Source organism: Niabella ginsenosidivorans (assembly GCF_001654455.1).
In the GTDB taxonomy this organism is placed as follows: Bacteria; Bacteroidota; Bacteroidia; order Chitinophagales; family Chitinophagaceae; genus Niabella; species Niabella ginsenosidivorans.
In genome coordinates this window covers 1149172-1172416 of record NZ_CP015772.1, presented here as the reverse complement: position 1 = coordinate 1172416, position 23245 = coordinate 1149172, and the positions used below count along the sequence as shown (strand labels likewise).

The 23245-nt window shown below is 47.1% G+C and carries 18 protein-coding genes; 1 reads left to right on the top strand and 17 read right to left on the bottom strand.

Annotation, left to right across the window (positions count from 1 at the left end):
* Positions 1 to 387: 387 nt before the first annotated feature.
* Genes A8C56_RS04825 through A8C56_RS04810 form a run of 4 tightly spaced genes read right to left on the bottom strand, consistent with a single transcriptional unit; the run spans position 388 to position 8037 of the window.
* Positions 388 to 2457: a hypothetical protein gene (locus A8C56_RS04825; RefSeq protein ID WP_067752788.1), complete on the bottom strand. Its 2070-nt coding sequence runs from the start codon at positions 2455 to 2457 to the stop codon at positions 388 to 390.
* Positions 2454 to 5135 carry a putative baseplate assembly protein gene (locus A8C56_RS04820; protein WP_067752785.1) on the bottom strand — a complete coding sequence of 894 codons (2682 nt, stop codon included), beginning with the start codon at positions 5133 to 5135 and terminating at the stop codon, positions 2454 to 2456. Before A8C56_RS04820 ends, A8C56_RS04825 begins: the two co-directional genes overlap by 4 nt.
* 6 nt (positions 5136 to 5141) lie before the next feature.
* A complete protein-coding gene (locus A8C56_RS04815; RefSeq protein ID WP_067752782.1) occupies positions 5142 to 7679 on the bottom strand; it encodes a putative baseplate assembly protein in 2538 nt (845 codons plus the stop codon).
* A gap of 7 nt (positions 7680 to 7686) precedes the next feature.
* Positions 7687 to 8037: a GPW/gp25 family protein gene (locus A8C56_RS04810; protein WP_067752778.1), complete on the bottom strand. Its 351-nt coding sequence runs from the start codon at positions 8035 to 8037 to the stop codon at positions 7687 to 7689.
* Between A8C56_RS04810 and A8C56_RS24750 the strand changes: the two genes are divergently transcribed.
* A complete protein-coding gene (locus tag A8C56_RS24750; protein WP_067752774.1) occupies positions 8018 to 8236 on the top strand; it encodes a hypothetical protein in 219 nt (72 codons plus the stop codon). The genes A8C56_RS04810 and A8C56_RS24750 overlap by 20 nt on opposite strands.
* A gap of 147 nt (positions 8237 to 8383) precedes the next feature.
* On the opposite strand, the gene A8C56_RS04800 is transcribed toward A8C56_RS24750, so the two are convergent.
* From A8C56_RS04800 to A8C56_RS04735, 13 genes are all read right to left on the bottom strand, one after another.
* Positions 8384 to 8896, bottom strand: coding sequence for a phage baseplate assembly protein V (locus tag A8C56_RS04800; RefSeq protein WP_067752771.1), 513 nt, complete (start codon positions 8894 to 8896; stop codon positions 8384 to 8386).
* 14 nt (positions 8897 to 8910) lie between these two features.
* Positions 8911 to 10038 carry a hypothetical protein gene (locus A8C56_RS04795; RefSeq protein ID WP_067752768.1) on the bottom strand — a complete coding sequence of 376 codons (1128 nt, stop codon included), beginning with the start codon at positions 10036 to 10038 and terminating at the stop codon, positions 8911 to 8913.
* Positions 10039 to 10524: 486 nt separating this feature from the next.
* On the bottom strand, positions 10525 to 10878 hold the full coding sequence (locus tag A8C56_RS04790; RefSeq protein ID WP_067752766.1) for a hypothetical protein: 354 nt from the start codon (positions 10876 to 10878) through the stop codon (positions 10525 to 10527).
* Positions 10875 to 11528 (bottom strand): CIS tube protein, encoded by a 654-nt coding sequence (locus tag A8C56_RS04785; protein ID WP_067752762.1) that lies wholly within the window; start codon positions 11526 to 11528, stop codon positions 10875 to 10877. The genes A8C56_RS04790 and A8C56_RS04785 overlap by 4 nt, the downstream gene beginning before the upstream one ends.
* A gap of 196 nt (positions 11529 to 11724) precedes the next feature.
* Positions 11725 to 11991 carry a hypothetical protein gene (locus tag A8C56_RS04780; protein WP_067752759.1) on the bottom strand — a complete coding sequence of 89 codons (267 nt, stop codon included), beginning with the start codon at positions 11989 to 11991 and terminating at the stop codon, positions 11725 to 11727.
* A 694-nt stretch (positions 11992 to 12685) separates the two neighbouring features.
* On the bottom strand, positions 12686 to 14662 hold the full coding sequence (locus tag A8C56_RS04770) for an ATP-binding protein (protein WP_067752753.1): 1977 nt from the start codon (positions 14660 to 14662) through the stop codon (positions 12686 to 12688).
* Positions 14662 to 15966 (bottom strand): DUF4255 domain-containing protein, encoded by a 1305-nt coding sequence (locus A8C56_RS04765; RefSeq protein WP_067752750.1) that lies wholly within the window; start codon positions 15964 to 15966, stop codon positions 14662 to 14664. The genes A8C56_RS04770 and A8C56_RS04765 overlap by 1 nt, the downstream gene beginning before the upstream one ends.
* Positions 15967 to 15971: 5 nt before the next feature.
* Positions 15972 to 16730: a hypothetical protein gene (locus tag A8C56_RS04760; protein WP_067752747.1), complete on the bottom strand. Its 759-nt coding sequence runs from the start codon at positions 16728 to 16730 to the stop codon at positions 15972 to 15974.
* Positions 16727 to 17425, bottom strand: a complete 699-nt coding sequence (locus tag A8C56_RS04755) for a T4 family baseplate hub assembly chaperone (protein WP_157097874.1) — start codon at positions 17423 to 17425, stop codon at positions 16727 to 16729. The genes A8C56_RS04760 and A8C56_RS04755 overlap by 4 nt, the downstream gene beginning before the upstream one ends.
* 40 nt (positions 17426 to 17465) lie before the next feature.
* Positions 17466 to 17990, bottom strand: coding sequence for a phage tail protein (locus A8C56_RS04750; protein WP_067752741.1), 525 nt, complete (start codon positions 17988 to 17990; stop codon positions 17466 to 17468).
* Positions 17991 to 18002: 12 nt separating this feature from the next.
* Positions 18003 to 19595, bottom strand: a complete 1593-nt coding sequence (locus A8C56_RS04745; protein WP_067752738.1) for a phage tail sheath family protein — start codon at positions 19593 to 19595, stop codon at positions 18003 to 18005.
* Positions 19596 to 20169: 574 nt separating this feature from the next.
* Positions 20170 to 20691, bottom strand: coding sequence for a UpxY family transcription antiterminator (locus A8C56_RS04740; protein WP_067752736.1), 522 nt, complete (start codon positions 20689 to 20691; stop codon positions 20170 to 20172).
* Between the two features lie 260 nt (positions 20692 to 20951).
* Positions 20952 to 23156 carry an alpha/beta hydrolase family protein gene (locus A8C56_RS04735; RefSeq protein WP_067752732.1) on the bottom strand — a complete coding sequence of 735 codons (2205 nt, stop codon included), beginning with the start codon at positions 23154 to 23156 and terminating at the stop codon, positions 20952 to 20954.
* Between the last annotated feature and the right edge of the window lie 89 nt (positions 23157 to 23245).

Sequence of the window (23245 nt, the reverse complement as noted above, 5' to 3'; positions counted from 1 at the left end):
TCCGGTTCGTGCGGACACGGACCTGGGCATTGAGAAAAAGTATGTGTCACCCTGAGGTATTTATTTGCGCTGCAAAAACAATGAGGCAATGACAAAAAAAGTGTCGTCACCTTGTATTCTAAAGGAGCGCAGCGTAGCGAAGTCGAAAGGTCTCAGAGTTGAAGAGATGCTTCGGCTACGCTCAGCATGACGAAAGTATCATTGATCCTCAATGCATAATAACATCTGTCATTGGCAGCCCGCCCGGATGACCCGGTCCGACGGGCCTGACGAAGGGCAACAAGCTCACTATAACAGGCACACCATGACATTCGCTTTAGCAACCTACTTGTCCTTTTAATAATCATAAATACAACGCTTTTATGGTCGGTCCAAACTTCCATTAAATCAGGAAGCGTAAAAAATACCCGCTTCCAGTCCGAACCTCAGGTATTCATTAAGGCGTATCTGTAAATTCTGTACCCGTTGCGGCTGATAAAGGTTCCTGAACACGCCTATTTCAGCTTCATTATCGGCCCCCTTTGTTATTACCTCCGCAGAGCGATTGTTTAGCTGACAATAATCAGGATCACCATACTTCAGGGAATTAAATATGGGCGTAACCAGCACCGCATCATCATTGCTATCAGGATGGCATTGGAATTTCCGGGGCACCCTTGAAGGTATAGGAACATAAGAAAAACGGACACAACCTTCCTGCAGGCGTTCTGCTGCTACTACAAATTCATTATTGTAAGCCTCATTCTGTTTGGCAAAAAAGATCGTATTGACGGCCAGTCGCATGATCCGTGTAAACACATTTCCAATGATCGTTACATTGCCGGTGCTCAATTCTGCTCCGTAACTTAAAGGCCCGTTAATTCCGCTGTAAGCTATTTCCGAGCGGTCGCCGGCATCCACAATGGAATCGCTGATCTGTATTTTAGCCGTATCCGCAGACCGTATGGGGCCTGTAACGGATCGTTCAATCATTACATTTACTCCATCGGCTTCTATAATCAGGCGGGGCTGCGCCATTTGTGCCGGCACAGTTCCAACAGGCAATGTATCGCCGGGAACCAATGTACAATGGCTGAGGAATAAAGTTGCCAGTTGATTGAGAGCGCCATCTCCATTTGTTACGGGCGCCCTTAAACAACCTCCGCTTACCAGTAATCCGTTTATTGATAACGATGCGTTCTCTCCACCCGCTATTTCCATATCGGCATCCAGTACCAGTACGGGCCGTTGCTTTTCGGCAGCCCTGATCTCTATTTTCTTACCGGCGGCGATCTGCACTACCGGCGTTTCTATATAATATTCATTGTTGGTAATTTCAATGATCCCACCAATAGCTGCCAGTTCATTTAAAGCTGCCTGTATAGTAGGCTGATCTGCCGGCACTTTTATTGTTGTAAAATCACCCTTCAAAAAATCAGCCTCCCGGGTATATTCACCTCCTCCTATTGTATAGCCTGAGCCATAAAAATAATTTACGTATACTTTTTCAGCCGGAGCCAGCGCAGCAGGAAAGGCAATGCGCCCCAATACCGGGTCCACTGCTACTTTCCCATCCGGCATATTCACCCAGTTACCGGTTCCGTCTGTGGCATCCGATAAATTACAAATACTTACATCGTTAACGCCGAAAACAAAAATGCTTTTATCCACTCCATAATACTGATCCCTGTAATAATGGGTGATCAGCCGGTTAAGCGGCGCCGGAACATTGAGCGAGTCTGCCAGATGCGTGATTTCTTTTTCCGGGGCGGAATGATTATACAATTGAACATCTTTTCCTAAGGCATCAAATTTATACCGCAGGTTATCTACCTTATAAGCCGGGGCATGGGTAACCGAATAGTCATCGATGCGCCAGAGAAAAATACCGATATTCGGAATATTGTATTTTCCCTGTTTTAAGGAAATGTTCCGTGTATCCGCCGTGCGGGTCAGTTTGTCAAAAGGGGTATGTATATATTCCAGTTGTTCCCAATTGCGCAGCGGGCTTACGGATAAATTACCGGGCCTCAGGTGATTGAGGTATTGTGTGGTTGCCAGCAACTGGAAATACTCCACCACGTTTGCTGTCCACCCTGTTACATCCCGTGCCAGCTCTTCAATAATGGAAGCGGTTCCTTTCCTTCTGCGGTAACCAATTGTATTGGCTACCTGTGCACGCTGACTGAAAGGCGCCTCCGGAAAGTCAATGAGGCTGCGGGTTCCTACCAGTTCCCCGATGTAGGGCACCACCCATTCTGCACAGGTTTCAATAAACTGATCATCATACAACTGATCCAGGTTCTCTTCCAGCACAGCGATCTGCTCGCTGATCAGCCCCAGCAGGGCTTTGAGCGGTCCGTCAATGGAGGCGCCCTCCGGGCTTCCGGCCGGGAGCAGGCTGTTCCCGATCTTCTGATCGCGCATCCTGTTGAAGGCGGGCAACAGCTTAAATAAAGCCTCTTTATCAAAACTCATTGTATTATTTTTAAATCAACAGGAGTGGGATCAAGTGTTAATAATTCCGCAGCAAACAGATCCGTTGCCGTTATCCTGGGCAGAGCCGCATCAATAAAATACTGAATGCCTGCGGTACTATCTTCCGTCCGGTACAAGGCATCAATGTCTACAGCAACCACTCCTGCCGTCTGCTGTATGCAGGTAACTACCTCGCTGTAAGTGACCGGCTGTGCAAAACGTCTGTTTTCAAAAGAGAAGGCCACCCGTAAATTTTCTTCAACGGCTGTGAGCACTTCCGCCGGTAAATATTCCGGGCCGGGAATGATTCCCGCAGCTATACGAAAAAACCGGGGGGAATAGGTGCCCAGCCATATGGCAACCCTTGGATTACCGGCGTTTTTAATGGCTGTCACCAGTTTTGTATACAGATCGTCCGATTTTTTTACCGCCTGGCCCTTACTGCCGGCAACGGTTATAAACACCTGGCGTTTCCCGTTCAGCCAGGTCCAGCTGGCCAGCGCCTTATCAATACCGGCAAATGCCCTGGCAAAGTCTTCATAATCCTGTAAGGAAACGATCCTGTCCAGCGCCCGGATGGTGAGACCTGCGTTATTACGGGCAGCATCCAGGTTCTCGGGATCTTCCGCCCCTGTAGGTGCAACAGGGTTCACAGCCGACTTTACGCCAAGTGGCTTTGTTACCAGTTGCGACAACTGGTTGGCAGCTACCAGTCCGGCTGTTCCGATCCCTTTCCGGTAAGTAGCTTTTATATTCTGGGAGCCGCTGGGTAACCTTGCTCCTGTAATACCATCTCCAAAAATAACCGTAGTGTTACCCTCATTATCTCTCCGGGTAATGTAGATGCGTTCATCAGGACCGTGATCCGGGAAATAGTCCACTTCCTTCCACAGCAGATTATTCACCCTGATCTCCAGGGTAGATTGTATACCGCTGCTGGTAGCGGCACTGACAAATGTAAGCGGGGGCTGTTTTAATGTAAATTTCTGAAAGGTACGCCCGGCATTACCACTGCCCAGTATCTCTTCCGTTGTTTCGCCATGTGTGGCCTTTGCCACATTTGCATTTATAGTTACGGATTTACGGATATAGTTATACATCAGCGATTGCCGGAATTCCAGATCAGTAAATCCCTGAATCACATTGATACTTTTCAATGTAAGCAATTCGCTGTTAGCCACACCCGGAAGATCGCTGCATTCACCACTCAGCACCACCTGCTGACCTTCCTTCAATCCCGGATAATAACGATCCAGGGTTAAAGCATCGCCTGTAACAATATCTTCAAGAGGCAATGGCGCCAGCTCCAGTTTTTCACTTTGAATATATACCGTTGCATTGCGGATAGCGGCAAGTGTTGTGCCCGTTCCCCACCATTGATCTTCCGGTATCAGTTTTAGTTGTGTGGTTTTGGTGCTGATCCCGTAACGCGTTAACGCCATAATATGCGCACTATCCACCTTATAATATTTAAGTGAAGGGGTGGTAACCGGGTTTTGAATGACAATATAACTACCAGATAATACTTCTTCATATTTATTGTCAAGATATAAGATCCCGGGTGTTTCGTTATGATCCCGTTCGGTCCAGCTTTCCGGATCATTGGGTTTACCACCGGAATCATAGGTCACTTTTTTTGCGGCGTTATAGCCAAACACCTGGGCATTTTTCCGCATCACATATACTTCCGCTTCAGCGGGGGGCTGCAATGTCCCGGAAATCGTATTGATGCTCTGAACCGCAGCGGTAACCGCCCATTTATTTGCTTTTACCAGGGCCGACAGATCGGCTTCCCTCCACGATTTATTGATCAGGTTATTTACGGTGCTCCCTGTCAATAAGGCTGAACTGTAGAACTGGCTGAAAACAGCGTACTCCAATGCCGGTTTATTGTAAACAGGTAAAACAGGAGAAAGACCGATGTCTACCCTTGTGGTTTTTAACTCCTCGTCTGTTGTACAATTCAGAATGGTTTTCAGATCATTGCTCCCGTCCTGTTTACGAATGAGCAGCGCATCTCCTTTCTTAAGATTATTATTGGTTTGTTGCAACAGCAACAGCCCGTCATTTAACGGGTTTTGCGGCTGTGACATCCGCGGATGCATATCATTCCATTCCGGCCGTCCCTCAATAGATTCAATGGTTTCGTAGGTTTGTACTTTTTCACCGGGGCCGGGAATACTCTGAATTTTAATGCCTTTTTCTATGGATACCGGTGGTAAGGGCACCAGGTGATTGGATAATTGATTAGCCGGCAATACCGGCCCCAAAACGCCGTTTGCATTTTCTACTATAAATGCAATACAGGTGGTTGCGGCAACACCCGGCCTCAGCTCATATCCGATTAAACGGGCCAGTTGTAAAACGGAGAAACGCTCGGTGGCTGTTTGTAAATACGATTCATTGGCAACCCGTTCCTGGTAAAAAGTAAGCACATCTCCTATTACTGAAAATGCATCCAGCCAGGCTATCGTAAAATCGTCATCTGTCCGGTTGGTCAGCCTGTTCAGCAGCGGATGATCGATCAATGATAAGCGTGCCAGCAGGCTTTGCTTAAATGTGGAATGCGTTCCCACCCTGTAAGCAATGGCAGATAACCCGCTGCGGTTATCGATCCTAACCGGTGTTTGTACCGACAGCCCTTCGCAAAAATGACAGGTATCCGATTTGTTCAACATAATAATTTATTTTCCACCCTGCAGGGTTATATTCAGCACCCCATGCTCCCTGAAGTTGGGGTCATTATCCAAACGGGCTATTTCATTGCGGCCGATGGTCAGAACGCCACTGGACAAAGCATTGCTGGCTGCCTGCCCCTGACGCTGAAACTTTGTAATGGTAATGGAATAAACACCGGCTACCTGCTGGGCAGCCGCATAAACGGCGCTCAGGTAGACGGGCTGTCCAAAGCTGAAGTTATCCGGATGAAAGACACCCTTACGGCCACCGGGCAGCTCACGGGTACTCAACATTTCAGCTACCGCCTGTTTTACCTGGCTCCTGAGATAGTCAGTCCTTACACATACTGTAATATCTATTTCCAGAGAAACAAAAACAGGATTCTCTGCTTCCACGTCCTCGCCTGCCATCCGGTATTTTTCAACAGCAGCTATTAAAGCATTTTTAAAGGTTTCATCAACCTGCTGACCACCCAGCCGGTCTACCGTAAGAAAGACAGTGCGCCAGCTTCCCGTCCATCGCTGGGCAGCGGTACTCTTTTGCACACCGGTAAACAGCCGTTGGGAAACAGTTTCATAATCCTCCATCGTCACGGCTCTTTCCTGCTTACGAAAAGCAATGGGGGCACGGTTCCGCACCTCTTCTATGCTTTCCGGATCCACACCACCGACAGCCGGCAGGGGATTACGAACCTGTTGGATATTTAATGCAGTGAGTGCAGGATCTGCCGTTACAATATGTTGCAGCGCCTCCGAACCGATATTTCCTGATAGCCCATTTCCAATACGATAGACCGCCTGGAGCACGCTGCCGGCAGCGGGGAACTTTCCCTGCACATCATTCCCGAAACGCAGGTAAGACACACCGTCCGACTCCGTTTCCACCACAAAATTTTTGTCATTGCTGTTACTGCTCAGCAGGTCATTCAGCGGTGTCCATGTTTCATTTACAGGTAATTCCCTGATGACAACGGCAGGACTGGCTTCCGTGGGATCTGCATTGATTAATGAGTATGCAGAAGACGGATCTGCCGGACAGGGAACAGCCCGGGTTACCGGGTACTGCTTTAGCTCCGGGTTGTATCTTGCCGGTGTATTACTATAGACCTGCTCTTTGCAGGGATCACAGGAGGTATTCTTAACAAGCACAGCCTGTTGTGCTTCGGGCACACCGGGCAATTGTTCCGGGGGCAATGTATAGCCATGATCCACCAGTATATTATTGCCTATGGCTGCGCTCACCACTATGGCATCTCCGTTTTCATCAACCGTATTGATGCACAGATCAAAGGGAAGCGCATCGGCAGCCGCCCATTCTACTACGGTTACCGGTCTTGGAGTATTATCGGGCGGCACGCCATAAGGATTTCCTACAGGATCCGACTGATAAGAAACTGATGTAACCTTAACCGGGTGACGGTGATTGGGATCTGCATCGCTTTTTTTGCCGGTGCGCGGCCCGGCAATTTCTTCGAAAATAAGCACCTGACCGGGTTTCAAGGCTAATAAGTGTGTATCAAAAGTAGCCGTTACAGCACCTGTTTGCAGTGAGCAGCTTTTATTTCCCCATGTATAGAAATAAAAGATATTATTGCGGGCATCGAGTGTGGCATCGTGCAGGAGCTCAAATACCAGCGCCCCTTCTTTCATTGCCATTTCAACGGGCTCTGTGCCTGGAACCGAAATCAATGGTAACCGCGGCGATCTTGTAAGGAGCGACGTAGCTGCACCATTACAGGTTTTTTTTATTTGCAGGTTGGTGATTCCTTCTGCTACTTCAAAATGTACCCAGGTACGGGCATTTGCCCCATCGTGCATGCGATAATCCACCAGGCGGGCATGTCTTCTTACCGATATCCGCTTACGTGCTGTGCCCAGGTAAGCTTCGGTAGCGATGGCGTCCTGCCGGTAGCTTAAATAATCGCCTACATAGGCCAGCAACTCAACCAGCATGATGCCGGGGTCTGCCGCGTTCCGCTCCTGCCACCGGGGCAGCAAAAGCGCCATGCGGTCAAGCATCAATTGTTTAAAACTGCTGTAGTCTTTTACCAGGTAATTAATATCCGGCTCTTTTGCCATTGGCTCTGTGCAGGTACATTGCGGGCTGCAATCAAATTCATTATCACATACAACCTTAAAAGAAAAATCGACAGATGATAATATGGGATCAAAATTTTCTGTCTCCAGGTTGATCAGGCGTAACTGGTAAACTGAAAAGTCTCCGGCTGCCTTTACTTTTACGGTCAGCACCTTTGAGCTGCTGCCGGGAGGAGACATGGATAATGACGGAGGAGTAGCTGCCGGCCCTACCCAAACCCAAAGCACTTCAATATTCCGGATCCGTTCCCCGCCTTCTATACTTATATTCTCTGTGGTAATAGTGCCGGGCATTACTTCCTTTAATAAGTATACCTGCAGCACTGTTTGGCGGATGGCATTGGCATCCTCCGGGTTGTCCACCACTTCCAGGTAATCAATCCCGTTCAATACAGGATGATTGATGACCAGGGTCCGGCGCTCTTCGTCACAACAGAAATAATTCATAAGATCTTTATCGTGTAAAAGTGGCTGTATTGTTTTGCCCGGTAGCACGAACGGTATACACCACAGTAACCTGTACGGCCGCATCTGTATTCTCTACCAGCACATTGTTTACTTCAATCAGGTCGCCCAACCATTGCTGCAAAGAGCCCTGTACCAGGAACTCGGTAGCAGCAACCAGTTCATCACTGTTTGGCTCAAAAACGAGCTGCATCAGCCCGCTGCCAAAGTCCGGCCGGTTCACCCGTTCACCGGGCGTGGTAAACAGGACCTGCTCTATCAAAGAATAGATATGACCATCGGAACCAGCAACCGCTGTTTTTCCGTTCTGGTCAAACTGTATGGGAAATTTAAGATTCATCGTTTATACTCCGATTACCCGCGTCTGGGTGCTAACGATCATTAAAGGTGTACCGTTCGGAACCGATATTGCCTGGCTGTCCATCAATAACACCGGCATGCCGTTGCAAAGGATCCGCGTGGCCCCGGTGGTCCATTGTGCCGTAACACAGGGCACGGGTGAACCGGATACATTAAACGGGCAGCCGGTAACCGCATAAGGAAACGGCTGCACAACAACCGGCTGGCCGCTGACTAATACTCTCGGCACCGGAGATGTGGCCTGGGCTTGGCCTCCGTGGCTGCATTGAACCATTGCTCCCATATGTAATAAAGGACCGGGCATATTTTTATATCGGATGAATGATTCAGGTAATGGTTAATGCGCCCTTATTAATATCTGTAGTTGGGCCAATCATATTGATGCTGGCGCCTTTGCCGTTGTCGATATAGATGCCAGTGTCATTTACCGTAATAAATGCGCCGGTAGTGGATTGCAGCATGATGCCGCCTTTGGGCCCGGCGATCAGATCACTGATCACTACTGCGTTCATATTGGTAGATTGTAATACAATATTGGGTAAACCGGGCGCCGCTAATAAAGCGGAGGAGGGCACTTCAGCTGCGGATCCCCAGAAGCCACCGGTCCAGATGGGAAAATCAGGATTTCCGCCTTCAAATTCCACCCATACACCGGCGCCAATAATGGGTAATACAAACACACCGCTTTGTACGCCCGCAAAAGGAACACAGGGCAGTGCCCAGCTGGAAGTGCTTAACCCCAGCACATCCGGTACCTGGACCAACAACCTTGCGGTGTTCATGGGATCGATATTATTCAGCACCATGCCCCGGTATTTACCATAATATTTTTCAGCCATTACGATTGTGATTATTAAGCGGGCACTACCGGGAGTGTAGACACCAGCCCGTTGCGTGTTAATGTAAAATCCTGTGTATAGGTGCCCCGCTGTATTTTATGTTTTACGCTTTTTACAAAATACAATCCATCAAAAGCATCTCCTGCACCGCGCACACCTACCAGGGAGCGCGCTTTTAAAACAGCACCATAACGTACCACATCCAGGGAGCCGGTTCCTGTAACTGCATCAGAAGAGGAAGATGCTTCAGCAACCCCTCTTGCCAGTGCCTGCACGGGATTCAGCTTTGCCGTATCCGTCATCTTATTAAACTGCACCGGTATGGGCGGAATTAAGCCCAGTGGTGGCTGCAGGGGATTGATATCCGGTATGGGAACAGGAATGGGCGCCCTTGTCTGCTGGTTCTGTATATAAACAATGGGCATACTTTTATTGCTGTCATCAAAGCTGAAATTCAAACTGGTAATATTGGTATATGCATCCATGTTTATGTTCAGCGCTTTTTGCGGAACACCCACTTTCAGTTCCGGCCCCCAGTAAGCCACATTGGTGCCTACCACGGGGCCGGGCTCTATATAAAAGACATACCCGTTCTCAGTAGCCAGTTGCGTGATATATTCGAGATCTTTTCCCTGTTGTGATGGTATCTGCTCTGTTACGATCGGTATATCCGGAAAAATGCTGGGGATCACCATCGGTATGATCCCAAACACCGCATACTTGGCCAGTATCAGCAGGACGCGGGTCTCGGGCGGCATACAGGGATAGGGCAATCCTGAAAAATCAATATAATCCATTACCGAGGTCAGGTCACGGCCCGAAATGGTAAACACAGACTCACCGGTTTGCACATTAGGGGTTAGCTGATGATTCGTGATCATGCCGTCCATCAGCACCGAATCCGTACCATTTATTGTTGCCTGTATAATGACCCTGACAAAAGGGCCTGTTTGTCCCACCAGCAGGAGCAAAGTGTTCAAAGGAGATTTAGAATCGAAGTTAAACACCAGCTGAAAACCACTCGCAGAGCCTGTATCCGTATTCACTTCCACGCTGGAAAGCGCTTCAATGACCGGGTTCGGTACAGGCACCGGAACGGGAGTACCAATGAATATGGCAATACTTATTTTTCCTTTTAACATGGTAGGATTGGGTCAATAATCAATAGTGACTTCTTTTCCGTTTCTTGAGGACACGAACCGGCGCATGTGAACCGAGGCATAAGAACCGTCATCCTGGGTTTTTCCATTTGTAAAAACAAAATCATCCGAAAGTTCGGATGCGGCAATGACAATCATTTTTACGGGTCACCCTGAAGATGTCATCCCGACCTGTTCCGGGATCTGTTTTTGTTTCAGGGCCCAGGTGAGCGATAAATAGATGCCGAAACAATTCCGGACTATCGGAACGGCATGACAAAAAGAAAGATTGATTTTCAAAACAATAACACATCTGTCATTAGCAGCCTGACGAAGGGCAGTTTTTACAATGTAATCATGCCCGCCTGAACGGGCCGGAAAGTTGGTAGGGCCAGGGCAGGCTTCGGACTCAGCACAACAGCACTTCTGATCATTCTAAAGAACGCAAAATATTTTTGTTAGGATTCAGCATGACAACAAAGAGCAGCATTAATAAATGGGTGTCTGTATTCGTTTTGTTATTTTCAATACCGAACCCGGCTCGGCTGTCAATGCTTCCGGAGCAATATTATTATTGCCATCGGCCAGTTGCCAGAACTGCTCAGGATCCCCGATAAATACCGCCGCCAGATTATCCGGGCGGTCTGCCTGTTTTACAATATAGAGCTGGTCCGTCCGGAAACTATCCACCGGCGGTATCAGGCGCCGTTTCAGATAATTCACTTCTGTGCCGTCTTCCTTTTCCAATGATGCCGTAGCAACCGGATAATACCGGCTGTTGGGAGGCAGGGAATTCACCGGCTGGTTGCTGCCCTGTAATAATACCTGTAACGGATGGGTCATGGTATTGCATTTATGCCCAGGTTATTTAATGTGCCCGATTTTGCCTGTTGTGCCATTTTTTCTTTATTGATCTGATAGGCCATATAAAGACTGGCGCCTTTGTGGGCAAACCCGAGATCATCTACATTTAACACTCTTAAACCCAGGCTCACTTTAGCCCTGATCGGGTTCAGCAGCGGATCAAAAGCCTCTTCATTAATACTGAACTCTGTAATGCGTACCGGTAAAATGCGGTTTTTATTCCAGATGAATAAGATCAACGGGGTTTCCATCGGAACAATTTCCAGGGTACCGTTCGCTGCAAGATTATTATTGGAGATCAGCTGCTGACTGGTGGGATAAACGATCGTTTCCAACGCCGCCAGTTGTGTGTGGATGCCGGTTGCGCTGGTAAGCGGATCTGCCACTTCCATCTGATCTGTTGCATCAATTTCCGCATCCAGCTTCAGGGTTTCAACAGGAGGCCCTTTCAGCCGTAGTGGCTGGGAGCGGTTATGCCCGTCTTCACTAACCGTTTGCGCCTGTAATGTACGCGAAAGGGCATCAGGATTGTATTGCAGGGTTATAATTCTTTCAATTGCAGAGGTGGTGGCATTTAGCAGCACCAGCCCTCCCTTTATTAATTTCGGAGTACCGGGAAATGAAGACATATGTTTATAATATCGGACCGGTTAAACGCCGGCGGGTGTATGAAAGCGTATCGGAATCAGTCATCAGCTATCAGTTGCAGTATATCCGTTATACCAGGATCCGGAATTGAGACGTTAGATATTAGATAATAAATGTTAGATAACAGACCTTGAGCTATGAGCTATCGACCATGAACTATGAAACCACCTCCGGTTTTCACTTGTTGCCCGCCCCTGTAATAGCGCTGTACACAGACCGGGCAATTTGTGCGCCCAACTGATGGGGGTTATTACCATCGCCTGCCTGGAAGCAGCCGCCATCCATTTTATCAAAAAAACCGGCTGCGGCAATCCAATCCGTGCTGGGCATTGTAAACAACTGTATAAGAGATTGCTCTACCGCTTCCTTTATTTTTCTGCGATCCTGCGGTGCAAAGCCTTCCAGGGTTATCGCGTCTATATTGATCTCAAAACCGGGATTCATTTGTATCTTTTTTACGAGGATAACCCAAAAATGCCTGTCCTGTTAAGTTTAAACAAAAACATTTTTAAGTTCTTTAAAATGATAAAAGTATCTGTCACGCTGAGTTTTTTATTTTTGTTACAAAACAATGTGGCAATGACAAATCTTCCTATCGTCATCCTGAATCTATGAGAAGATGACAAATACGCTTATGGTCACCCTGCCCCAAATGTTCGAGGTATTTCAGGGTCTACTCCTGTTTAGGGTCCAGGGGAACGATAGATAGATGCCGAAACAATTCCGAACTATCGGAACGGCATGACAATAAGAAGGATTGATTTTCAAAACAATCATCTGTCATTGGCAACGCAATCCCGAAAGCCCTCGGGATGGAGCCGAAGGATCTCTCAATCATCGAACACTTCTATATTACAGCGATACTTCGACTACGCTGCGCTTCGCTCAGCATGACGATAAGTGTGATTGATCTTCAATGTATAAGGCAACTTGTCATTGGCAGCGCATACCGCGATAGCGGGAAAAAGCCGGGGGATCTCATCTGTTATAGAGATCTCTCCGCTCGTTCTCCGAACTCGGTCAAGACGACGATCTTGTATATTATTGGCTTTCAATACAATAAGATACTTGTCATTAACAGCTTGACGAAATATAGACAAGAGGTAGTCTTTGTCAGGCCCAGGCTCTTTGGAACATTTCATTGCAGCTGGTTGATTTCTGCATGACTTAATGGCTTTTCCATTTTTTCATATTCACCCCGGAGTGCCCGCTGTATATGCATCATGGTTACCGGCCCGCCTGTTTCCGCGGCTATAAAGGCTGCGTTCATGGCTACATTTTTAATGCTGCCGCCTGCTATATTTAAACGAGCCAGCTTTGAAATATCCAGGCTAGCTATGGGGGTCTCCCGGGGAAAAACCCGCTTCCATATTGCGGCACGCTGTTCTGCTCCGGGAAAAGGAAACTGAACAACAAATCGGATCCTTCTCATCAGGGCCCTGTCCATAGCCTGCTTCATATTCGTGGTCAGTATCGCCAATCCTTTATAGGCTTCCATGCGTTGCAGTAAATAGCTTACTTCCACGTTGGCATACCTGTCATGGCTGTCTTTTACTTCGCTTCTTTTTCCAAATAACGCATCAGCTTCATCAAACAAGAGCACCGCTCCTCCCTGCTCCGCAGCATCAAATATCTTTTTCAGGTTTTTTTCGGTTTCGCCAATGTATTTATTAACCACCTGGCTCAGGTCTACCCGGTACAGATCCAGATCCAGTGCTTTTGCGATCACTTCTGATGCCATGGTTTTTCCGGTTCCGCTCTCTCCTGCAAAGAGGGCGGTAATACCCAGTCCCCGGTTACTGTTGCGGCCAAAGCCCCATTCATCATATACCTTTGAACGATGTTTTACCTGTAAAATCAATTCCCGCAAACGTTCCTTTTGTGATTCCGGTAATATCAGATCGTCCATTTCCGCCAGAGGAGGGATCCGTTGGGCCAGTTCTTCAATTTCCGGGCGAACCTGGTGGCAACAGGCATGCCATAGCCGGTTATCTTTTCCGTTTACAGGAATAGCGGTAAAGCCGGTTACTGTCTGCTCTATGGTCTTTGCATTAAAGTCGAATTGGGACACCAGGCGTCTCAGCTCCTGATCAGGCAGGGCAACTGAACCGTTCAGGTGCTTTTTCCATAAATGATATTGTTCTTCTGCCAGTGGTTTGGGAATTTCAAAAAACCGGCCGGAATGTACCCGGTTATTAATCGTTTTGCCACCCAGGATTATCAGTGGGCTCTGAACAGCCACAATGTATTGATTCAGGATCTGCTCCCGGTGTTTGTCTGAAGGATCCAGATTGGTGGCATCTATAATAAGGGCATACAATTTAAGGGCAGATTCGCGGTTCCAGAGCCTTGCAAAATCTTCGATCTCTGTATACCCTGAAGGCAGTGCGTATAAAGAAGCGCTGTAAGGCTGCACGCCCAGTTGCCTGCACAATTGCGCAGCCATCTCTTTTTTATCCGAATCATAGGCTCCTCCCAGTTGAAGGACAGGCAGCCTGTTATCCGGTGCTGCGGCTGTAAGGTTATTTAAAATCAGATCACACAGCGCAGCATGTGAGGGAACCATATCCTGCGCAGTCCGGAACGGCTGTACAAAAGTCAGCAGGCGCTCATCTACCTGGTAAATACCTGCCAGGTAATGAAGGATATGCTCATCAATTTTTAAAGGTGCTTTTGTTACAGGTAAGTGCCCTGTCAGCTCTATAAACCGCCAGTACCGCAGCGATCCGCCGGGTACAACAGCACTCCAATGCGCATCCGGCAGTACCGCAAGTGCCAGGCCGAAAGTAGGATATACTCCCCCACCCTGGATCTTTGAAACCAGGCCACCAAATTCCGGATCCAGTTCTACTCCTGCACATAACAGCAGCACATTTTTTTCAAATTCCGACAGCCCGAACGTATCTCCCAGCCTGTTCAGCGCAGCAGGTATTGTCATCCCGTTCAGAAGAACAGCTGCTTTTTTTTGGAGCGGCAGCAGCGCTGCTTCCTGCTTCCTTTCCGCATCGGCGTTACCGTTTTGATCGTAAACCTCCAGCCGCTTGCGGACAATGGCAACCATTGCCGCAAGAAATTGCTGGTTTACTGAGCTCCATTCCTGAATTGAGGGATCCATTATGTGATTGTTATTGCAGGACTGTTGTATGTTTTTGTGCTATTATCCGTTTCCAGCGGGCTCTCGGCTCCGTCTACCTGAACGCGTACCAGGTAAGTACCCGGGGCAACATTGGACACAGGGATTGTTAGTTCATCTACCGGCGGTCCGTTTTTATCTGCAGCAACATATGAGAACGTATATGCGCCGGTAGCAGGTGGCAGTCCATTTAAGATCAGCTGCACCTCCTGCCGGGCCGTAACCATTGGTTTTATTTTTACTTTGATGCTCCCCTTAAATTTTCCTTCTGGCGCGGTACCGGTAGCTATCGGGTTGTCAATAACCAGAGGCGATAAAATAAATGCCTGTACTTTTGAGCAAACTCCATTATGAGCAGCAGGCGGGGTACCCATTGCCACGGGGTGTATGACCTGTAAGCTTTGCAAACCTGCTTTTAATCCTTCGGGCAACTTAAGTTGAATAGTGGTGCCTGTTACTCCCATTCCCATAACGGGAAACTGAATGCCACTGATATTGATCATTACCGTATCGTTCCAAAGCCGTTTTCCTTTCAGGATAAGATCTGACTCTGAAAAAACCAATTGCTGCGGTAATGACGGTTCTCCTGTAGCCGGAACCGGTTCTATTTCCTCAACAACCGGTTCATTAAAGGGAATCACATAAATATTCCTGCTCTGAACAGGCGGCGCCTTGCGGGTGCTTTTTACGCTTTGGATCAGCACTACGGTTACCTTATACGCGGCTGTAGGTCTGTATTTTGTAGTGAAGGCTGTCCAGAGCTTGGAAATCTCATCTGCATTTAATACTTCAGGCGTGATCGTTATTTGTTCCACCTGATCTGCAAGCCCCGTTGTTGCCAGTGCTCTCAGTACCGGTGGCAGCCCGTCCAGGTCTACATGATCCGGCGGACTTAATGATTTGTTAATCGCATCCCTTGTTAAAACCGGGTTCTCATGCAAAAGCTGCATTCCATAGCCCAGTAATATTTCCGTATGCAGTTCTGCGCCTCCGGTGTAGGCAGATAAAAGATAGTGCAGATCCAGCGCCAATGGCGGGTTACTGACCCGGTCCCCGCGCGGGGTAAAAACAGGTAATCCTTCATTGCGCCATCCCTGGTTCACCGTGGCCTGATACATATAAAGGTTCAGCTGGGTTTGCTCACCGGCATCTTCTATTTTGTCCGGCGGAAGCGCGGTAACAGTAACCGTTGTGCCGGTAGCTGTGGTAATATTATTAATAATACCGTCATTCAGCAGGTCCTTAAGAACCTGTGTTATTCCCGCAATGGCCAGGGCCGAGCTCATAATACTTACTTATTTTTCTTCTTCAAAAGATCATCCAGTGATATACCCGGGGTCTGTTTTCTTGCTTCCCGTACAGAAGGCGTTTGTGCAACGGCTTTTATATCAATATGGCCAATATTTATTTTGATAACAGGCTGCGCAGGAGCAGCACTTTCTGAATAATTGTTAATTTCAGTGCCCCCTCCAGATGACAGGAATGCATTGAATGTATTATTCAGACTGAAGGCTGTAAAAGTTTGTTTTGGCCGGATGGTCGCATACCTGCTCTGTTGATCACCGGTGCCGGCCACAAATGCCTCTTTACCGGTCTCCGGAAAATTGAAAGGCGCTTTATTATTGTCAACCGGCGACAATGATCCGGACGTTTCAGCTTCACTTTTCAATACGCCTGAAAAAATCACCGGCATTACAGGCTCCTCCTTTTTTATATTGATGGGTTGTAAGATTGTTCCCTTAGCCTCCGGATGTAGCACATTCCCTTGTGGCCCGGTTTCAGTGTTGATTACAGGAGCTGTAACCGTACCAGGCAGTAACTCTGCAAAAAGAGATTCTTTAACAGAAACATTTTCAGTTAGCGGAATGGCTGGTTGTTCAAAAGCATCAGTTCCCATCTGCCTTTTGACAGGATCGGGTGATTGCTCATAAACCGTTTGCACTTCTCCGAAAGCTGCAGCTGCCGGGCTTTCAAAAGCAGTAGCCAACCGTGGCTCTACCTTGCTGTTGCTGCTTGACGCACCTGCCAGTCTGCTTAAAAAACCGCTCATCCCCATATCATTTTAAGATAGAGCCGTCGCCGCTGATGGCTCATTTCCAGGATCTCTGTTTCCCCCCAGCCAAAATATTTTGCCAGTGTATAAATTTCTTTAAAAAGACTACGGGCCCAGGCGTTCAGTTCTTTCCATAAATACGACTGGATATCAAAAACAGCCTCCCAGGAATTGGAGCAGGCTGGGCAGCTCAATAAGACCCTTATATCAGCCAGTGGGTCTGTTGCTGCCATTTGCGCTTCCATTTCCTGTATAACTGTTTGGGGCAACTCATTTACCGGGCAGACTTCCTCTTTTTTATACGCATTGAGCACGCATTGTTTGAGCAGGTGTTGCTGTTTTTCTCCGGCAGCTATAATGGTTTCCAACACTTCCATATCTGCGATACCAGGCAACCGGAAATGAACTGTATACTCATCAAGCGTTATATCCCGTTGTTCGGCAGTTTTATTTCCCAATACTGTTTCCAGTTGAAAATTGAGCAGATCCTGTTCCCATTCCGCTGTCTGTGAACAGGCGGGGCACCTGGCCAGTGAGGGAAGCCGGTTACCAAACAATTGTTGCCGTAACCGTAACAGCCGTCCGTTGCACTGGCCCACGCTTAAGCCGCCGATGTCATCGTTTGGGAATGCAACAGTCAGCAGGAGCCTGGAACGCCGGACAGGGGAAAGCGGCAAGCAGGTTTCCCACAAATTTAATAACCGGGGGGTTGACAGCAGTTCCATTTAAGCATCAGGAAGGTTCCGTAAAGGAAGGTTCAGCCGGTTCTACAACTGTATAATCCCGCTCCCAGCCTTCGTTTTCAAGTTTAATATTTTGTATCGCCACAGCATTGGCATTGGCATCCAGGTCGGGCATGGCCTGAAACTCCGAAACCCAGCAACGATAAATCTTATAGGCAATTACCAATTGGCCCGCCTCGTTATACAGTTCTATAATAATATCCTTCCGGAAATCTTTAAGCGATGTTTCTGCACCAAGGCCCGCTCCGTAATTCCATACCTTATTGGCCCATTTTTCAAATTCCGTATCATGTGTTACTCCTCTTTCCAGGGTAATGGCCTCGTACTCCGTTTTGCCGGGGCTCTTACGGCTACTGCTCGGATCGCCTCCCTCCCGGTGCTTTACCACTTCGGTGGTCTTTTTTAAAGCGCCCACTTTGCTTACGCCGGCTACATAGCGGCCATCCCATTTCACCCGGAATTTAAAGTTTTTATAAGGATCAAAACGCTGTGTGTTTACTGTGAATTGTGCCATAGTTATAGAATTTTAAATATCAATTTGACCAGCCAGCTGCTGAATTTTTATGATGACGAATTCCGCAGGTTTCAGCGGTGCAAATGCAACAAGAATATTTACCACGCCCATATTAATATCATTTTGCGTGGTGGTTTCGCTGTCGCATTTTACCAGGTAAGCATCTTTTGGTGTTTTACCCTGGAAAGCGCCCTGCCGGAAAAGGTTGTGCATAAACGCACCTACATTTAGACGGATCTGCGCCCATAACGGTTCATCATTGGGCTCAAATACCACCCACTTGGTACCGCGGTATAAAGATTCCTCTATATACAGCGCTGTTCTCCTGACCGCTAAATATTTATATTCATCCGCCAGCTGATCAGCGCCCCGCATGGTGCGTGCGCCCCAGACCACACGGCCGATCACCGGGAAGGAACGAAGGCAATTGATCCCCAGCGGATTCAGCTGCCCGTTCTCATCATCCGACAAACTGACCTGTAATGCCTGTACACCGGATAATCCAAGGTCTACGCCTGCAGGTGATTTCCAGACGCCCCGGTTAGTATCAGTAGCCGCAATAAGTCCGGCAATGATCCCGCTGGGCACAAACAGATCGGTTTGATTTTCCCTTAAAGGATCAGCTTTGTAAACCAACGGGTAATACAGTGCAGCATTTCTGGCAACACTACCGGATATTCCTAAGCTGTTCAGACCTCCAATAGGATTGCTGACCGCATTATTGCTGTTACTGCCCCATGCCACCGGCGGGTCTACCAATAAAATGGCTCGTTTTTTTACACAGATATCCAGCGCTCTTGTATACACAGCCGCATTGGTATCCTGACCTCTTACCGGTGGCGGAATGGATAACAGGTTAAACAGGTCCGTTTTTAAAAAGGCGTCAAGTCCGGGGTTGTCAGCACCATCGCCCAGGTATTCATTTACGGTAAGCGCATCGCCATCAGTAACCGGTGTGTCCACTTCAACCGGGTCTGTTGTTTCATCCGGGCGGTTTACCGGCAGTTCCCAGGTACCATCGCTTGCGGTGCGTACATTTAAGACCGTTGAATTTTGCTGCAATACCCGTGGCAGGAACCGGGGTGATTCCGGCAACAACGACACCCGTAGGTATTCTTCAATTTTCTGTACCTGTTGCGTTGTTTCATCGCGTTCATAGATCACCAGGTTGAAGAGATTGGCAGCAGGCGGGGCCGGTGGTGAAAGAACAGGCGCTGTAGGGTCCTGGGTATTATAATTTACTGATACCAGCAACTGATTGGCCCAGCTGCCCGGGCTGGTGGCCACCAGGGTAAGCGCTTCCGCGCCTGCGGGCAACACAAACTGAGCAGTGTCTGCATCATTTACAATACGTACAATAATGGCCTGGCTACCTCCATTCTGATAAAAGTCCTGAACAGCATAACTCATGGTACTATCTACCCAAAGGCCGCCAAACTGCCGGGTAAAATCACTGAAATTATTAATGGTCACAGGCACATTTACCGGGCCCTTTAAGGCCCTGCCAATAAACGCAGTTATTGAAGTAGCCACACCGGTAATCGTGCGCACGCCGCTGGGTATTTCTTCAATATATACTCCGGGATAAGTTGTCTGAACAGGCATATACTTTTATTTTAAATATGAAATTTATATAACGAGGAAAATTCTATATACTTTTTCAGGAATTGATAATAAACCGGTATTAAAATCAACTCACTTGGGGCCGCTAAAAACTAACGTCAGCCTGAACGGGCGAAGGGTGATTTTTATAACCGAATCATGGTTCGTGAGGCTGTTATTGACAAGTATTTTATTGTATTGAAATCCAACAATATACAAGATCGTCGTCTCGACCGAGTTCGGAGAACGAGCGGAGAGCTCTCTGTAACAGATGAGATCCCTCTGCGCACCTGCTGAAAGCAGGTTTGGTCGGGGTGACGATTAAAAAACTTGTCATCCGAATGAACTTAAATGAAACGCTTTTATGGTTGCCTCACCATGACATTCGCTTAGCAACGTACCTGCCATTTCAATGCACTTAATTTTTCATTTTAGTTTGATGACCATCAGAAGGCCTTTTAGCCAGTCAGGTACAGTCATGGTTTATGTTCACACCAACCACTTAAGGCAACAGGTAATTAAAATGACGCAGCCCATTATGAAACCTGGCAGGATCAGGCCCCGCAACACAGAAGATTCAGCACCGGCAGGCTTCCACAGGAAGCAATTGATCAATGGCATGCTTTACAAGGATATTGCGGTTTAAAATGGCTACTTTAACCAGTATCTTTTCATTACCCATATGTTCCACCACTTCACACTGTAAACCGGTAAAAGGGCCATCGCTGATCACCATTCTTTTACCTACGTTAAATAATTCAGCGGACACTTCCACTTCCCTGCAGTTATTTACGATCAGCCGGATGCTGGTAATCAGCTCTTCTTTTACGCTGGCCATTTCTTTTCCTGTTTTCAGGAAATATAAAACCCCGTCCAGATCAACACTTGCCAGGTAGCTCCTCACTTCTTTTATCTTAACAAATATGTAGGAGGGGAATAATGGTACCGAAACAATTTTCTTACGATCATACCATTGGCGAACGGCATTAATACAGGGCAGAAAATATTCAACGCCTGCCCGTTCCAGTTGCTGAGCTACTTTTCTTTCGTGCCTGTTCTTTGTATAAATTACGTACCATCCGGTTTTAAAAGCGCTCATGCCAAACAGTTTAAAGGTTACAGGTCAGCCAGCCGGTGCTTCAGCACACAGCTACCGCTAATGCAAAAACAAGTTCTTTGTTTACAGCAATGATTTATAGGGAAAACACTGGATGATAAAAATAGTACTTCTGCAAGCCCGTTCCAAAATCAGGGCATCGCCAATTATAGTGAGGTATAAAAAAAAGCGATTCCTCCGGATTGCAAAGATCTGCATTATCTGATCCTGCTGCGCATAGCTTTAACAGAAAGCTGCCGGGTTTAATTAATTCCGATTCTGTCTATAAGAATTGCTCCGGTCGGCTCCTTATCAAAAATAAATTTAATCTGCTCTATCTGGGATGACTGAAATGCAGGATCTGCTGCTTTAAAGGCAGAAAAAGGGATCTGAATATACTGAAGTACCCGTTCCACGGGCATATTTTTGCGCAGGTCCGGCAGGTAATTCCATTTGGCCAGCTCTGTTTTCAGCAAAGGAGCCATAATAAAAAAATCGCTGAGAGGCTTTATTACGCTTCCTGACCTCGTCTTTAGCTGGATAGAAAAATTTACCCGGTTCGCATGATCGCTGTTATTCGCAATAAAAAAGAACAGGTGGCCTGCAGTATCCGGATGCACTTTCTGTAAGGCTGTATCTGGTATGTTTATAGCGTAATAAGGAGCGGGTTTAACAGACGACGTATCATTATCCCAGCCTACTAACACTCCGGAATTTCCCTGCCCTGCTTCTTCATTATTCCTGAGCCGTAACCGTATTTCTTTCCATTGATCCAGTCCTGCAGCTTCTATTGAGCACCCTTTTAAAGTAGCCGTGCTTACATCCCGGTCCTCTTCAAAATCGGCAATATAGTTAAATGAACCATCTTCATACTGGCTGATGTAATAATCTTTAGGCAACAGGTTAAATCCATTGCGATAATCCTTTAATAAAGGAATGTACTCCTTCCTGCCTTTAAGCGTAGCCTCCAGGAACGCCGATATATAGATCTTTGCAATTTTTCGCTGATCTTCTCCCTTCAGTAAAGCCCCTGAATTCATAAAAAACTGGTCGGGAAATGCGTTGTCCGTAGCTCCCCAAACCGTATTAAACTGTCCGTGATTGGCCCTGTATATGTATAAGGAAGTCTTAAGGGCATTTTTTCCCGGTTCAAACTTTATCCGGTTATACATCCGGACACCGGCATTGTAATAGATATCCTGATCATGGCTGCCTTGCAGCAACAGGTAGTTCATATTGGTCATACGCAACGGTATCTCTATATTACTTAACTGCTTGTCGGGTGGCGCGATCTGAACAATGCTTTTTATTGAAAAATTAAAATGAAAAGGAATGTTTCCATCATAAGGATAGTGATCAAATGTATTCATCACAGCAGCCATCGCAACTGCATCGGCGCCGCGCGAATGGCCAATCAAACAAATATTGTTAAGGTCTACCTTTCCCGAAAAAGGAGTTCCGGCAGTACCATTCCATTTCCGCCAGTATTCAAGATGCTTTAAGATCAGCCATGCGCGAACATTCATTTCATTAAACCAGTAATCATCAAACCAGCTCTGGTTTAAAAAATTTTCATCGATCGATGCAACAATGAAACCCTTGCTGGCCAACAGCTCACCCAGGTATTCATAGCCGGGGTCTGAATAATCGGTCATTAAATGGTTCCCATGCACAAAAAGCACCAGGGGGAAACTGCCGGTACCTTCAGGATACCATACTCTGGCGTTCAGCGGCAATGCCTTTATATCAAATCCCCAGTAGGATCTTCGCAGGTACGTTTTCACGTGCGACCAGGGCTCCATATAAGGAGAAGCATCTACCGCATCTGTTTTGAGGGAGATCCCTTTGCCATATTCCTTACGCCACTTATCTGTTCCACTCCCGTAAAATAACCGTTTTACAGGGTAAATACCTTTTTGTGAAGGATCACTGATCATTACCGGGTTCCACATTTTCTGCTTCCAGTACGCCTCAGATACCGGCACGGAACGGTCTGTTCCTTTACTGAACAGGGAAGCAAACACTAAAATATTGATCAGAACTGCCAGAAAAATAAAAATCAGCTTCGTTCTCCAGTTGCTTTTTTTATTAAACCCTATTCCTATTAAAATACCTGAGATCAGTTCTAAAAATATAAAAGGGCGATTGAATCGTTCGTCAGGTAATATAGCCGTTATGATACAGGTTCCGATTACTGCAGTAACCGTAAACTTATTAATTTTCAATATCCCCCTGTATAAGTAAAACGAGCAGGCATAAATGAACCCGACGATTAATAGTGAAACCAGCAATATAATGAGCAGATCCACCAAAAAGGGCAGACCGGTATGAACAACACTCCCTAAATAAAAGATACAGATCAGTGCGGCAGCCATACTTCCGGCCAGGGCTCCTTTTGACGACTGGTTCAAAACAGCAATCGCTTTTCCAACATACAGCTTTATCCGCTTTTTAACTTCCTGTAGCATTTGACCAGTGTTTTGGTAAACAGTTTTTTAATGATCCTTAAATTCGTAGAAAATATATAAGATGAAGCTCTTAATATCTTAATAAAAGT